Source organism: Stieleria tagensis, from assembly GCF_024129865.1.
Taxonomy (GTDB): domain Bacteria; phylum Planctomycetota; class Planctomycetia; order Pirellulales; family Pirellulaceae; genus Stieleria; species Stieleria tagensis.
Genome location: NZ_JAMYFE010000027.1, coordinates 1 through 14,691, shown reverse-complemented (window position 1 = coordinate 14,691; position 14,691 = coordinate 1). Strand labels below are relative to the sequence as shown.

The following is a 14,691-nucleotide window of genomic DNA, read 5'->3' as shown; positions in this document are numbered from 1 at the left end:
GCGGCACCGCAAAACGATCACGTTCCGAACAGCTTTTGGTCGTCGGTTTCGTGAACCAGCCCCAGTTCACGCAGCGGTTCGATCGCGCGGTCAATTCGAAAGTCAATTTCGACATCAATGGCCTCGCGAATCAGCCGCTCACATTTTCGCCGCAGACGACGTCGACTGATCGGTTCAGTCTCGGTGGCGAGTGCAAAGTAGCACAACACGGCTTCATTGCTGGTCTGACGTCGCGATTGCTGGATGATTTGGAACGCGGCCCCCGCATTGGTGTCCAGTTTTTGAAAATAGAGATTGCGGGTCAGATCCAGCAAGTAACGGTTCTTGGTCTGGAAATAACTGAAGAAGCTTTTCACGACGTAGCCGATCGCCGCCAAAATCAATCCGATCACCAAAGCGGTTGAGTAGTAGGCGGCAAGTGCCAAGGTCACCAAGACGAACTTGGATATTTTTTGCAACGACAACAGCCAGCCGCCCAAACTGGGCACAATCACCTTGGCTCGATCCAGTTTGCTAAGCCGCACGGAAGTGCCGGGCAACAGCATGTCGACATCTTGTTTGGGGATGTTCTTAAAAATCCGGATGTGAAAATCGCCGGCCGACAGGGTTTCGCCCCGATCGTGATCGTCATTCAATTGGAACAGCACAACCAGACGCTGGTAGATCGCCACGTCGACCATCTGCATGCGATAGAAACTCCGCAGCCCACGTTTGCAGCGGCGGCCGATGATGTCGCCTCGGGTGTAAACGGCCAGATTGCGAAACAGAGTGAAGTTCGCAGTCATCGCCACACCCCAGTGGCTGGAAACCCCAACGCACTTTTCAATGTCATCTTGTGTCAGCTTGCTGTACGCCGCATCGATCAGGATCCGGTCACATAGCTGCATCAGGTCATCGCCCTTATTTTCCGCCGGATCCGACTCCACCGATGCCGGTGTCTTGCAATCGCTATCGGGATCGACACCTTGGTAGCGGTCGGAAAACTGTGAATGGTGCTGGGAAATCTGACCATCGATATGTGCGATGATTCGCTCGATCGCCGGCTGGAAATCGAGCTCCCAAGGTCTCGATTGATCCCCCGTCCGGCCGTATCGCTGTTTCAGATAGCCAATCAAGGTGTGTGTTTCGATCGGCAAATAGGCTTCGATGTTCCAATGTGCGGCGTCGGGATCGATCCATCCCGACGTACTGACCTCGCTGATGCCTCGCGTCAGTGGGCCTGTTCCATCGATGGACCAGTTGGTAAGAATTCGGTCGACCGATTCGGACACTGCGAGTACACAAACGCGAAAGAGACAGGAAATGACAACTTTGCCGGAACAGTCATTGGAACCGATTCACCAGCGCCACGACAGCGAACCGAGCCTGCCGATCGCCGGTGTCGCACTGGACATGGATGGTTTACTGTTCGATACCGAACGGATTTATTGGCAGGTGGGCGATACCATTCTACAGCGCCGTGGACATCGCTATTGCGCCGCGCTACAGGCACGGATGATGGGGCGGATCGGCACGGCGGCCGTTGAGCAGATGATCGCGTTTCACAAATTGAATGATCAGCCCGCGGACCTGCTTCAAGAATCCGATCAGCTGTATGGTGAACTATTGCCCCAACTATTGCGACCTATGCCCGGTTTAGAGCAGTGGATCGGACATCTACAGCAATCTTCCGTGCCGTTTGCGCTGACGACCAGCAGCCGACGTGTTTGGGTCGACGTGATTTTTGCCGAACTGGACTGGCGGAATTCACTGCAGTTCGTCTTGACCGGCGACGACGTGACTCATGGTAAACCCCACCCGGAAATGTATTTAACCGCCGCCCAGCGTTTTGGATTCGAACCAAATCGAATGCTGGTTTTGGAAGACAGCGGCAACGGATGCGCAGCGGGAGTCGCCGCAGGGGCCCAGGTCGTCGCCATCCCCAACGAACACACTCGCACGCAAGAGTTCAGTGGCGCCCTCTTGGTCGCCGATTCGTTATTGGATCAGCGACTTTGGAAACTCGTCAGCTAGCCCGGCTGGTTCATCAGCCGTTGAGCGCTCGCTCACGGTTCATCACGACAAACATTCCATCGTCCGGACTAGTGCTTCGATTCAGCCATCTTGTCTCGTAATTCTTTGCAGGCGTCCGAGGGATTGCTGCACAACGAACAACTGGTGCTGCCGTCTTCGTTGGTCTTGCTGGCGAGTCCGCCACAGGAACCACTGATCGATTTGCGGCCGAACAACACACCGATCGCCATCGAAAACAGGATGATCGCAAAAACAACGAAACTGAGCAGCACGACGGGCAACAAAGTTGACACCCAGTTTTTTGAAGTGGCGTCTGCTGCAGCGGCAGCGGTTTGAGCGTACTGCGCTAAAACTCCTGTTCCGGCCATTTCATATTGCTCCGGCTGGCTGCGTGAAACCAGCAATGTGTTCAGTTGGTTTTGTTCTGCGAGCGCCAACGCTGGACCGGGGCCGACGACGTTCAATGCGGTCGCCCATGCATCCGCTTCCATACACGTTTTGGCAACAACCGTGACGGACGCCAAATCGTGATTGACCGGCGATCCGGTACGGGGATCGATGGTATGCGAATACCGTTTCCCGTCGACCGTGAAAAAGTTTCGGTAGTCGCCCGAAGTCGCCATGGCGTTGCCGGCTGGATCGGTCGGCTGCATGGCATGCGCCACCATCACCGACTCTCCAACCGCATCAGGCAACTGGATTCCGACTCGCCAAGCCCCCGACGGTTTCTGCCCGTGCGTGCGAACTTCGCCACCGATTTCAACAAATACGTTCTCTGCGCCTAGTTCCTGCAAAACTTGCACGACCCGATCCACGCCGTGCCCTTTGGCGATCGACGACAGATCAATTTGCAGCTGTGGGATCGACTTTCGCAGCGCGGGCGGCTGCTGTCGAACTTCCAATTTGCTGTAGCCAATCGATTCGAGCAAGGTCTTGATCTGAGCCGCATCAGGCACCGTGTTGGAACGCTCGTCCGGACCAAAACTCCAGGCATTGACCAATGGTTCGACCGTCACATCAAAGGCACCCTCGGTTTTCACGGCAATCTCTTGTGCCACGGAAACCACATGTGCAAACTCGGGACTGACATTGTACCAATCCGTGCTCGTTGATTCGTTAAACCCCGTGATCTCCGACGATTTCAGATAGGTGGACATTTGGTCGCTGACCGATCGAAGCTCGCCATCAATCGTTAACCGCAACGTGTCGTCGTCGACCGAGTCGGCACCAGCCACTTTGACCATGTAAGTGGTGCCCATCGTACGGCCGCTGAACTGCCGCGGCGCTGCCGGGGGCGACTGTTGGGCGCTACAACGGCCGGCGCTGTCAAACGGCAACAGCGAAGTGAGACAAACGCAAAACGCGACGAACTGCATCGCTCGCCGCGTTTGTGAAATCATCATGGGGATAACCATCTGGACTTGGGTTGGATCAGCCGCCAAAGTCATCGTAGGCGATGTTTTCTGGTTCAACGCCCAGATCATCTAACATACGGAACACGGCCTGGTTCATCATCGGCGGACCACAGATGTAATACTCGATGTCCTCCGGCGCCGGGTGAGTGCTTAGGTAGTTGTCCAGCAACACCTGGTGAATGAATCCTTTGTATCCGTCCCAGTTGTCTTCGGGCAACGGATCGGACAACGCGATGTTGAATTTAAAGTTCGGGAAGTCCTTTTCGATTTCACGGAAGTGATCGATGTAGAACAACTCACGCAGGCTTCGACCGCCGTACCAGTAACTGACTTTACGATCGGTCTTTTGGCGTTTGAACAATTCAAAGATGTGACTTCGCAGCGGTGCCATACCCGCACCACCACCGATGTAAACCATTTCCGCATCGGTGTCTTTGATAAAGAATTCGCCGTAGGGGCCACTGATGGTCGCTTTGTCGCCTGGTTTCAGGCTGAAGATCCAGCTACTCATCTTGCCCGGTGGCAATTCCGGATTGCGCGGCGGCGGGGAAGCCACGCGGATGTTCAGCATGATGATGCCTTTTTCACCCGGATAGTTGGCCATCGAGTAGGCACGGATCACGGGTTCATCGACCTTGGAAACGAATCGCCAAATATCGTATTTGTCCCAATCCTCGTGATACTCTTCGTCGATATCAAAGTCTTTGTAGTTGACGACGTGAGGGGGGCATTCAATTTGAATGTAGCCACCGGCACGGAAATTGACGTCTTCGCCTTCCGGCAACTCGAGCACAAACTCTTTGATGAATGTGGCCACGTTGTCGTTGCTTTTGACCGTGCAATTCCATTTCTTGGTATCAAACGCTTCGGCGGGGACTTCGACGACCATGTCTTGTTTGACAGCCACTTGGCAAGACAGACGCTCGCCCTCGGCGGCTTCTTTCTTGTTGATGTGGTCCTTTTCAGTCGCCAGGATCTCGCCGCCGCCCTCGGTCACTTTGACCTTGCACTGGGCACAGGTGCCGCCGCCACCGCAGGCACTGGAGACAAACACGCCGGCATCGGCCAGTGCGCCCAGCAGCTTGCCGCCGGCGGGGATCTCGATCTCTTTTTGATCGTTGATCATGATTTTGACGGGGCCGGACGCGACAAGTTGTGCTTTCGCGCCCAGGATCAAGACCACCAATGCCACGACGACAACGGTGAACATCGTGATGCCTAGGAGAACGGTTACCATTTCAGATCGGTAGTGTTGTGAGGATTAAGGCTCGTTGTGCGTCCGACCGTAGTCGGACGAAAAGATCGGCATCGCTATTACAGCTGAATTCCGCTGAACGACATGAACGCTAGGGCCATCAGACCCACGGTGATGAACGTGATTCCCAGTCCGCGGAGCGGTGGTGGGACGTCGCTGTATTTCAATTTTTCTCGAATACCAGCCAAGGCGACGATGGCCAGTGCCCATCCGATTCCACATCCCAATCCGTACGTGCACGATTCGGCAAACGAATAGTTTCGTTCTTGCATGAACAGCGACGCGCCAAGAATGGCACAGTTAACGGTGATCAGCGGCAAAAAGATGCCGAGTGTGTTGTAGAGCGAAGGAACAAATTTATCCAAGAACATTTCCAGGATTTGAACCATTGCGGCGATCACGCCGATGAAACTGATGAATCCCAAGAACGAGAGATCGACCGTCGAAAAGTCAATCGTTTCGGTCGAGATCATCGGATTCAGCCACGACATGGCACCCTTTTTCAGGAACCATGAATAGATGACTTGGTTGGCCGGAACGGTGATCGCTTCGATGGCGATCACGGCGATGCCCAGACCAAGCGCGGTTTTGACGTTCTTGCTGATCGCCAGAAACGTGCACATTCCCAAGAAGAATGCGAGCGCCAGGTTTTCGACGAAGACCGCTTTCAGCAAAATGCTGAGGTGAGTTTCAATGATTTCAGACATCGTATTTCCTTAGGCTTCTTCGATTTGTTCCGGTTTGATAGCTCGGATCAACCAAATCAACAGGCCGATCAAGAAGAATGCACTTGGTGGTAACAGCATCAGGTTGTTCGGAGCGTACCAACCACCGTTTCGGTCCAGCGGCAGGATGACGTAACCCATCAGCGTGCCACTGCCGAGCAGTTCACGGAAGAACGCCACAAACAGCAGCACCATGCCGTATCCGAGACCGTTGCCGACACCGTCCAAGAAACTTAGGCCGGGTTTGTTTTTCATCGCAAATCCTTCGGCACGTCCCATCACGATGCAATTGGTGATGATCAGTCCGACGAAGACCGAAAGTTGCTTGCTGATGTCAAAGAAATAAGCTTTAAGGATCTGGTCCACCACGATCACCAGCGATGCGATCACGGTCATCTGTGCGATGATCCGAATGCTGCTGGGGATGTAGTTGCGGATCGCACTGACGGCCAAGTTACTGAATGCGGTGACCGCAATCACCGCGATGGCCATCACGATCGACGTTTCCATCTTGGTCGTCACCGCCAACGCACTACAAATCCCTAGGATTTGCAACGCGATCGGGTTGTTGCTGACCAATGGGTCGAAGAGTACTGATTTTGATTTGGAGTCGGCCATGGTTAGATTCCTGCCGTCTGGGATGAAGTGTTCGTGTCGTTCTTCAAAGCTTTGAGAAACGGTCCGTACCCGTTGTCGCCGGCCCAGTAACGCAACAAATTGGTCACGCCGCGACTGGTGATCGTCGCTCCGGACAGACCATCAACTGCATAGGGGTTATCGCTGGGCGCGGATCCTTTGTAGACCAACGCCGCCGGATTGCCGTCTGCGTCATAAAGCGATTTGTCTTCCCACTGGGACTTCCAAGCCGGGTTGTCGACTTCGCCACCCAATCCGGGTGTTTCGGCATGCTCGTAGAACGTCAAACCTTGGATGGTTTTCAAGTCCTGTTTGAGGGCCAAGTAACCGTACAGTGTTGACCACAGGCCTTTGCCGTAAACCGGCAACACGATCTGTTGGTAATTCTCCAGGGTGGGTTCTTCCCCCTGTTTGCCGACCAGATAGATCTTGGCAATCTTCTCGCGACGTTTGACACCTGGATCGAATTCAGGATTGGTGATTTCGATGCTGGAGTCTTTCTTTTCGGCAGCTTCACGCGGATCGTAATCGGCCACATTCATGTCCGTCACGACTTTGCCGGTTTCCAAATCCACCAGCTGCTCGCTGACCCGTTTGTATAGGTCATCGATTTGATCTTTGCTGAGCTCACTGGACGGCTTACCGAACTCACCGACGGCCAAACCGGCCGCGTCCAAAATGTTCTTTTGGCGGTCCAGGGTTTTGTTCTGTTCCTGTTTGTCCTTGAGCCCAACGGCTGCGACACTGACGACCAGTGAGCAGACGACGCACAGGACGGTGGCCGTCAACAGGGTTCCGACTACTGAATCACGTTGCGGCATAGCGCGACATCCTCCGACGAACGTTCAACGAAACAACGAAGTAATCGATCAGCGGCGCGAATACGTTGCCGAACAAGATCGCCAGCATGATTCCCTCGGGGAATGCTGGGTTAATACATCGAATCAAAACAGTCATAAAACCGATCAGCCCGCCGTAGATCCATTTTCCTTTTTCGGTCATGGATGCACTGACAGGGTCGGTCGCCATGAACACCAATCCAAATGCCAAACCGCCAATGACGTAGTGCCAATAAAACGGCACGTCCATCATCGGATTGGTGTGCGTGCTGACGCCGTTCAAGAACAGCGCGGTCAGGGTCACACCACCGACGACGCCCGCCATGATTTTCCAGGATCCGATGCCGGCACCGATCAAGATCGCGGCTCCGATCAAACACATCAGCGTGCTGGTTTCGCCCACACAACCTTGGATGGTTCCTAGAAAGGCAGCGGTCCAAGTGATCGGTTCGCTCCAGGTGACCGGATCGGCCGCACCCAGTGCGTAATCAACGTTACTGAGCGATGCGATCGCGGCGTTGGTTTCGCCTGACACATCGGCTTGGGCCGTCGCCATTTGGCCGAGTGCGGTGGCACCGCTGTAACCATCAACCGCCGTCCAAACTTTATCGCCACTGATTTCGCCGGCGTGAGCAAAATACAGGAACGCCCGGCTGGTCAGTGCCACGTTCAAGAAGTTACGCCCGGTCCCACCGAACACCTCCTTGGCCACGATCACCCCAAAGGCAATGCCCACGGCAACCTGCCACAACGGAATCGACGGCGGCAAGGTCAACGGAAACAGCAGTCCCGTGACCAAAAAGCCTTCGTTGATCTCGTGTCCTCGCAGCACACTGAAAACCATTTCAATGTGGCCACCGACAAACATGCACACGATGTACATCGGTAGAAAGAAGATTGCGCCGAGCACGAAATTATCGGCGATACTATTCGGGTCATTTGTGAACCCGAGGGCATGGTGAACGGTGTAGTGCCAATCGCCGACGTATCGTTCGCCGGCTTCGACGGCACGTTGGATGGTGGTGTTGGCTTGATAGCCCACGTTCCACATCCCGAACAGTGTTGCCGGCACGAGTGCCATGACAACGGTGATCATCATTCGCTTTAGATCGATGCTGTCACGCACGTGCGTTTGCCCGTGGGTGACTTCGCCCGGCGTGTACAAAAACGTGTCTAACGCTTCGTACACCGGGTACGCGATCTGCAGCGGGCCGCCTTGTTTCTTGTCAAACAGCGGGTGGACTTTGTCCAGAGCAGCGCGGAGTGCTTTCATTGGTCAATGTTGTCCGAAAACGGATGGTTTTGAGTGTGTGTTATTAGCGGCAGAGGACATCGATCCGTTAGCCTTCGCGTTCGATCGTGCTCAAGTTTTCACGGAGCAGCGAACCGTATTCGTATTTGCCTGGGCAGACGAAGGTGCACAGCGCCAAATCTTCCTCTTCCAATTCCAACGCGCCCAATTGCTGTGCTTGGTCAGTGTCGCGAACGATCAACGCCCGCAACAACTGCGTCGGCAGAATGTCCAGTGGCATCACTCGCTCATAAGTCCCCAGTGGAACCATGGCACGCTCGCTGCCGCCGGTGGTGGTGGTGAAGGCGTATTTTTGGTTCGGCAGCATCGCCGAAGCATAGACGCGGGTGGTGCTGAATTTGTCGAAGCCCGGCATTTGCCAGCCCAGGAATTCTCGGTCGTCGCCTTCTTGAATCACCGAAATCTGGGTGTGGTAGCGACCCAAGAAATTGTGCGGCGCGGTTGCCGTGCGACCGCACAACACCGATCCAGAAATCTGACGCACTTTCACGTCTTGGCTGATTTCACCGTCAACCAGTTGGCTGATGTCGGCGCCGATTCGCGTCTCCAATAGCCGCGGTTTGTCGATCACCGGGCCGGCCAACGAAATCACGCGTCGCACGTCCAGTTTCCCCGTCATCAACAAGGCACCGATTGCGATCACATCTTGATAACCCAGGTACCACACCGATTTTGTCGGTCCGACCGGGTCCAATTCGTGAATGTGCGTGCCAACCAGACCGGCCGGATGCGGACCGCCAAATTCGGTCACCGTGACGCCGTCAACGGTCTCGCCAGGAATCTCGGTCCCCGGGGCTTTGCAAACATGAACTTGCCCGGACGTCAGCCGCGTGATTGCGTTGAGTCCCAACAGAAACTGGTCTTTGCGGTCCGCCATCGCGGTGGCCGGACAAGCTGCCAGTGGATTGGTGTCGATCGCTTGGACAAAGATCGAACTGGGCATCGTTCCCGGCACCGGAACTTTGCCGTAGGGCCGGGTGCGAAACGCAGTCCACAAACCGCTGGCGGTCAACAATTCGGTCAGCCCCGCGGCGTCCAGACTCGACGCATCGCCAACGTCAAAACTGACGCTGTCGGCTTCCGAGGGCGACGGATCAACGTCAACCACGACCGCTTCGAATTTTCGCTTCTCGCCGCGAATCACATCCGCCACCGTGCCGGCGGCAGGCGACGTGTAGGTCACACTGGGATTCTTTTTGTCGGTGAACAGGGCTTGACCCAATTTCACCTTGTCACCGGGCGACACCAACATCGTTGGCTTCATGCCGATGTAATCATCGCCAAGGAGCGCCACCTGGGTGACGGCTTTGGCAACTTCAATATGCTGGGCGGGATTGCCTAGGATCGGAAGATCCAATCCCTCTTTGATCGTGATCATGTGGTTCGAAACAAGCGTGAGCGTGCGCTGAAGCCGGGTGCAGACACCAGGGACTTTGTGATATTTTTCACAAGCAAGTGGCGAGCAAATGCCCGCTACTACTAGCGGGCCGTCGAAATCATGCAAAGTCGTCTTGCTTGGAATATTACATAGCTGACCCGAACTCGCAACGGCAGACAACAAGAGTCGAGCAACTGTCTGAGGCAGCTGACATTAGGGGCCAGAGAACGCCTGTGCGAGCGGTTACCGGCGCCCGCAGGCGCAAGCGACGAAAGGTCTAGCGAAAAACCGTTCAACCGGATTCACTATCAGCCGACCGTGGATGCAAAAAAAGTTTTGCCCGCGGTTCGGCTTGGCGCAGATCTTCATTTCGTAGCGGCACTTTGCACGGTTCCGCAGGGGCTGAACTGCGTTGTTGGCACTGCATTTCCGGTTGGCTTTTGAGTCTTTCCGGCGTGTGGACCATCTGATTACCCCACCGCATCACTTACAAACGCCACCTTCGTGTCCAACATTCTCACCGATCGCCGTTCCGACATTCGCAACGTCGTCATCATTGCCCACGTCGACCACGGAAAAACCACCTTGGTCGATTGCTTGCTGCGTCAGAGCGGCCAGTTTCGCGACACGGAACTCAAAGGCGAACGGATCCTCGATTCGAATGACCTGGAACGAGAACGTGGGATCACGATTTTGTCAAAGAACATCGCGATCCCGTACCGCGATGCCAAAATCAATCTGATCGACACCCCCGGGCACGCGGATTTCGGTGGCGAAGTCGAACGAGTCGTCACCATGGCCGACGGTTGTTTGGTGCTGGTCGACGCAGCCGAAGGCCCGATGCCACAGACGCGCTACGTGTTGGAGAAAGCGCTGGCCGCGGGTGTCAAACCAATCATTGTGATTAACAAAATCGATCGCCCCGACGCCCGCTCGCTCGAAGCGCTCGACGAGGCTTTGGAATTGTTGGCGGATCTGGGGGGCGAAGACCAGCTGGATTCAGTGGCCTATGTTTTTGCCAGCGCGAAAGCCGGCTATGCGACCACCGACCCGGCGGTTGTCAACGACGACATGCGCCCCTTGCTGGATCTGCTGGTGGACCATTTGCCAGGCCCCGAAATTGAAGTCGACGCGCCGCTGCGGATGCTGGTGACCACACTGGACTGGAGCGAGTACGTGGGCCGGATCGCGGTCGGACGTATCGAAGGTGGAACGATCCGCGAAGGCCAGACGATCGATTTGCACCAAAAAGACGGTGTCGTCAAGCAAAAGATTGCGGGTCTGTATGTGTTTGACAATCTCGGCCGCGCGAAAACCCAAACCGCTCGCGCCGGCGACATTGTTGCAATCGAAGGATTGGCAAGCGTCGAAATCGGCGACACCATTTCGGCTGTCGACGCCAACAACCCAATCGAGCGTCTGGCGGTCGACGAGCCGACACTGGAAATGGTGTTCGCGGTAAACTCCTCGCCGATGGCGGGTCGTGAAGGCAAATACGTCACGACGCGACAAATCAAAGGTCGCCTGGAAAAAGAACTCGAGCGAAACGTTGCCCTGCGAGTGGAAATGATCCCGGGGACAGAGTCCTATGCGGTCAAAGGCCGAGGCGTCCTGCACTTGGCGATCCTGATCGAAACGATGCGTCGCGAAGGCTTTGAATTGAGTGTCGGCAAGCCCCGGGTGATCAACCGTGAGATCGACGGCAAGCCACACGAGCCGTTCGAATCATTGCGAGTCGAAGTGCCGACCGAAGCGATGGGACCGGTGATGGAATTGGTCGGACTACGACGCGGTGCCTTGGAAGAAATGAAGCAGCGTGGCGAATACAGCCTGTTGAAATTCCTGATTCCTTCGCGTGGTTTGATCGGATTGCGGACCCGTTTGTTGAACGCGACACGCGGAACCGCTGTGATTCACCACCGTTTTGACAGCTATCGCCCGGTGGAACCCGAAGTCCCCCGTCGCGCCAACGGTGTCTTGATTTCGATGCTAAGTGGGAAAACCATGCCCTTCGCATTGTTTGCACTGCAAGATCGCAGCGAGTTGTTTGTGCCCCCCGGTGTGGAAGTTTATGAGGGCATGATCGTGGGCGAAAATGTTCGCGACAACGACATGAACGTGAACCCTTGCCGGGAGAAGAAACTGACCAACATGCGGGCTTCCGGTAGCGACGAAAATGTGATCTTGAAACCGCCACGCGACATGTCTCTCGAAACCGCCCTGGAGTACATCGAAGACGACGAATTGGTCGAGGTCACGCCGGAGAATATTCGCCTGCGCAAGATCTTGCTGAAAGAGTCGGATCGACGCCGAAATAGCCGCAAATAAGAACTGCGCAACAGAATTTTTTGTAGCCGACCCCACCAGGGTTGGCGATTACCCACAGATGGCAACCCGGCGCGTCAGTTTTGAGGCCAACGCTTTACGGTAACCCGAAGTGTGAGCGAGGGATTTAGGGTGTTAACGGGATCCCTCGCTCACGCGTCGGGTTACCAAAAACCAATGCTCCACGCAAATGCGCAACTTCGAAACGCGCCAGCGAGGGATTTAGCGGGTGATCAAACCAAACTTGTGGGAAATCGCCGTCCCACCAGGGTTCAGTCGGTCAGAACGGCGGTGGGATCCGCTACCGGCGACAACACAGAACAGGTTCCAACGATCCCTGGCCAGCGGGCTGAACCGAATGGCAATTCGAACGTAGAACGTGGTAATCTGTAGACTGACATCGTCTGCACCACTGCCTCAAACGTTTTCTACCTGTCTCTTTCCCCAACCGGACCTTGGTTCCATGTTGCTTCAGTCATCGATCGTAAAATCATTCTCGTTGCCCGCCGGACTGTTGGCGGCTGCATTTGGATTGGCAGTGCTGCCAGGTTGTGGCAAGCAGGCAACGACCACTGTCAGCGAAGTCAGTGAAAGTGCAGATCACGACCACGATGACCATGGCGATCATGCAGGTCACGATCATGACAAAGCGGGCGACCATAGCCATGACGATCACGGCGGGCATGACCACGGCGACCACGACCACGATTTCGAATCGCTGGCCGAAGCAGTCGAAGAAATCACGTCATTGCGCGACGAGATTCGTGACGGCTTCGCCGCAGGGGATGCCGAAGCAGCACACGGACCGCTGCACCACATCGGCACCGTCCTGATTGCAACGCAAACGCTGGTGGAAAAACAAGATCCGTCAGAGCAAAAAGACCAAACCGTCGCAGCCGTCAAATCTCTGATGGATGACTACTCGGCGGTCGATTTAGGACTGCATGGCAGCGACGAATCGAAAAGCAAAGGCAAGTCGTACGATGACGTTAGCGCGTCGATCGATGCGGCGGTTGAAACGTTGACCAAAGCGAGCAAGTGATGTTTGTTAATCGAATCACCGGGGTTGGTTCGCTGCGAGCCGTCAGCGGGGTAATCCTGCTAGCGGTTGTGGGTGGCTGTGATTCCGCCAGCCCGACGGCCGACCATTCGGCGTCCAGCCCGGCCACAGCGACCCGGGCAATCACAACGACTCCGATGGTGTCTGCCGAGCAACCGGACGGCCCAACGATGACACCAACCGAAATCAAAGATTCCGGCACCGACGCGATTGCAACCGTGTTGGCCGGCCGCATCGACGCCGGCGACATGGACCCGTTCCAACCTGGTGAAATGGCGTTCATGTTGTCCGAAATGCCCGACGAGGGGCATGCCGCCGACGACCCCGATCACGCCGACAACTGCCCGTTCTGTGCCCATCGTTTGAAGAACGCCCCGAAAGCGATCGTTCAGTTTCGTGGCGACGACGGGAAGGTTCTGGCCGGTGATCCGCGACAGACGCTGGGATTGCAGAAAGGTGACGTCGTCTATGTCACCGGATCCGCGCAATATAACCCCGCGGTGAACACGGTGATCGTGGACGCGGCAAGTGTTTTTCGCAAGTCCGACTGATCAAGGCCTCGGGCGAATTGCTATCGGTGACCAACGGTGGTAATCTATCGAAGTTCGATTGAGGGTGCGTATCGCATTGAACGACTTAACGCACTCGCTAGTCACCCCTCATTCCAAACTGCGTAAATGTCGGCCACCACAACGGAAACAAACGGTGAGATACTGGTTGTCGGTTTCTTGGATAGCAAGATTCTCGATAGCCAGCGGATCGAATTAGTCGGCCGCGAACTGCAAGAAGCGGTCCCGCAAGCGATCCACAAAAAGATGCTGATCAACTTTCGCGGCGTCTCCTTCATGTCGTCCGCGATGATCACCAAGTTGGTGATGTTGAACAAAGGCTGCAAGGCGCAGGGAGTCGCACTGAAATTTTGCGATGTTTCTCCCAACGTGCTGGAAGTGTTCAAGATCACTCGCCTGAACAAGTTGTTTGATATTCAAGCGACCGAGGAGAAGGCGATTTCCAGCTTTGACAAGAAGGGCTGGTTCGGTTGAACAACGCCGATGGTGGCGTGCGAGTTCAGACGCCGGCACAAATCATTGACGCCGAACGGGCGCAGATCGGACACGATCTGCACGACCGCCTGTTACCGTTGATCTTTGCCGCATCGGCTAAATTGCAATCCGTCTCGGCTGCTAGTGACGACGACGCCCAGCGAATCACGCAGGCACAGCAGTGGCTGCAAGAGGCGCTGGTGCTCGGTCGTAACCTGCTGACAGAAATCTATCCGCCCGAATTAGATCAACTGACTTGGTTGGCCGCCGCGAAAGACACCGTGGCCAGAATCTGTGGCGACCAAGCAGAAACCGTCTGGACCGTGGCAGCAACCAGCCCCGTCTGCGACCCCCATTGGGAACGCGATGTGGCCACATCAGCCTATCGAGTGCTGATCGAAGCGGTTCGCAATGCGCTGCGACATGGCAAGTCGGATTCGATTTCGATCCGCTGTCAGGAGGACGCGATTTTGATCGTAGACGATGGCGAAGGCTTTGATCCGCTACAAGTGCCGACCAGCCGGTTCGGAATTCGATCCATGAAAGGCCGCGCCGCATTGGTCGGCAAACGAGTCAGCGTGGATTCCCAGCCCGGCGGCCCAACCACCGTGCGGTTTGATCTCTAGGACGCAGCCCCGCTGGTTCGTTTTGAAGCCAGCGCTTTTTATCACAACCCGACGCGTGAGTTTT

General features: G+C 55.6%; 14 protein-coding genes. 6 read left to right on the top strand and 8 right to left on the bottom strand.

All coding sequences use genetic code 11. The features are described from left to right. Nucleotides 1-17: 17 nt before the first annotated feature. Nucleotides 18-1,271, bottom strand: coding sequence for a DUF3754 domain-containing protein (locus tag NHH03_RS28110; RefSeq protein WP_253154601.1), 1,254 nt, complete (start codon nt 1,269-1,271; stop codon nt 18-20). Between the two features lie 31 nt (nt 1,272-1,302). Between NHH03_RS28110 and NHH03_RS04730 the strand changes: the two genes are divergently transcribed. Continuing rightward, on the top strand, nt 1,303-2,013 hold the full coding sequence (locus NHH03_RS04730; RefSeq protein ID WP_253154600.1) for an HAD family hydrolase: 711 nt from the start codon (nt 1,303-1,305) through the stop codon (nt 2,011-2,013). Between the two features lie 68 nt (nt 2,014-2,081). Here NHH03_RS04730 and NHH03_RS04725 read toward each other — a convergent pair whose 3' ends face one another. From NHH03_RS04725 to NHH03_RS04695, 7 genes are all read right to left on the bottom strand, one after another. Beyond that, nucleotides 2,082-3,416, bottom strand: a complete 1,335-nt coding sequence (locus NHH03_RS04725) for an FAD:protein FMN transferase (RefSeq protein ID WP_253154599.1) — start codon at nt 3,414-3,416, stop codon at nt 2,082-2,084. Between the two features lie 28 nt (nt 3,417-3,444). After that, nucleotides 3,445-4,665, bottom strand: coding sequence for an NADH:ubiquinone reductase (Na(+)-transporting) subunit F (gene nqrF, locus NHH03_RS04720; RefSeq protein ID WP_253154598.1), 1,221 nt, complete (start codon nt 4,663-4,665; stop codon nt 3,445-3,447). Nucleotides 4,666-4,742: 77 nt separating this feature from the next. Continuing rightward, the gene (gene nqrE / locus NHH03_RS04715; RefSeq protein WP_253154704.1) at nt 4,743-5,381 is read right to left on the bottom strand and encodes an NADH:ubiquinone reductase (Na(+)-transporting) subunit E; all 639 of its coding nucleotides are present in this window, start codon (nt 5,379-5,381) and stop codon (nt 4,743-4,745) included. Nucleotides 5,382-5,399: 18 nt separating this feature from the next. Continuing rightward, nucleotides 5,400-6,026, bottom strand: a complete 627-nt coding sequence (locus tag NHH03_RS04710) for an NADH:ubiquinone reductase (Na(+)-transporting) subunit D (RefSeq protein WP_253154597.1) — start codon at nt 6,024-6,026, stop codon at nt 5,400-5,402. A gap of 2 nt (nt 6,027-6,028) precedes the next feature. Next, nucleotides 6,029-6,865: a Na(+)-translocating NADH-quinone reductase subunit C gene (locus tag NHH03_RS04705; RefSeq protein WP_253154596.1), complete on the bottom strand. Its 837-nt coding sequence runs from the start codon at nt 6,863-6,865 to the stop codon at nt 6,029-6,031. After that, the gene (locus NHH03_RS04700) at nt 6,852-8,156 is read right to left on the bottom strand and encodes an NADH:ubiquinone reductase (Na(+)-transporting) subunit B (protein ID WP_253154595.1); all 1,305 of its coding nucleotides are present in this window, start codon (nt 8,154-8,156) and stop codon (nt 6,852-6,854) included. The genes NHH03_RS04705 and NHH03_RS04700 overlap by 14 nt, the downstream gene beginning before the upstream one ends. 67 nt (nt 8,157-8,223) lie before the next feature. After that, entirely contained in the window at nt 8,224-9,573 is a 1,350-nt protein-coding gene (locus NHH03_RS04695; RefSeq protein ID WP_253154594.1) for a Na(+)-translocating NADH-quinone reductase subunit A, read from the bottom strand. Between the two features lie 504 nt (nt 9,574-10,077). Here NHH03_RS04695 and typA point away from each other — a divergent pair. The 5 genes from typA to NHH03_RS04670 all read left to right on the top strand — a co-directional run bounded on the left by typA (nt 10,078) and on the right by NHH03_RS04670 (nt 14,627). Then, entirely contained in the window at nt 10,078-11,901 is a 1,824-nt protein-coding gene (gene typA / locus NHH03_RS04690; protein ID WP_253154593.1) for a translational GTPase TypA, read from the top strand. Nucleotides 11,902-12,361: 460 nt separating this feature from the next. After that, nucleotides 12,362-12,940, top strand: coding sequence for a hypothetical protein (locus NHH03_RS04685; protein ID WP_253154592.1), 579 nt, complete (start codon nt 12,362-12,364; stop codon nt 12,938-12,940). Then, nucleotides 12,940-13,509 (top strand): hypothetical protein, encoded by a 570-nt coding sequence (locus NHH03_RS04680; RefSeq protein WP_253154591.1) that lies wholly within the window; start codon nt 12,940-12,942, stop codon nt 13,507-13,509. The genes NHH03_RS04685 and NHH03_RS04680 overlap by 1 nt, the downstream gene beginning before the upstream one ends. 126 nt (nt 13,510-13,635) lie before the next feature. Then, nucleotides 13,636-14,001, top strand: a complete 366-nt coding sequence (locus NHH03_RS04675) for an STAS domain-containing protein (RefSeq protein WP_253154590.1) — start codon at nt 13,636-13,638, stop codon at nt 13,999-14,001. After that, nucleotides 13,998-14,627, top strand: a complete 630-nt coding sequence (locus tag NHH03_RS04670) for a sensor histidine kinase (RefSeq protein WP_253154589.1) — start codon at nt 13,998-14,000, stop codon at nt 14,625-14,627. The genes NHH03_RS04675 and NHH03_RS04670 overlap by 4 nt, the downstream gene beginning before the upstream one ends. Nucleotides 14,628-14,691: the final 64 nt, after the last annotated feature.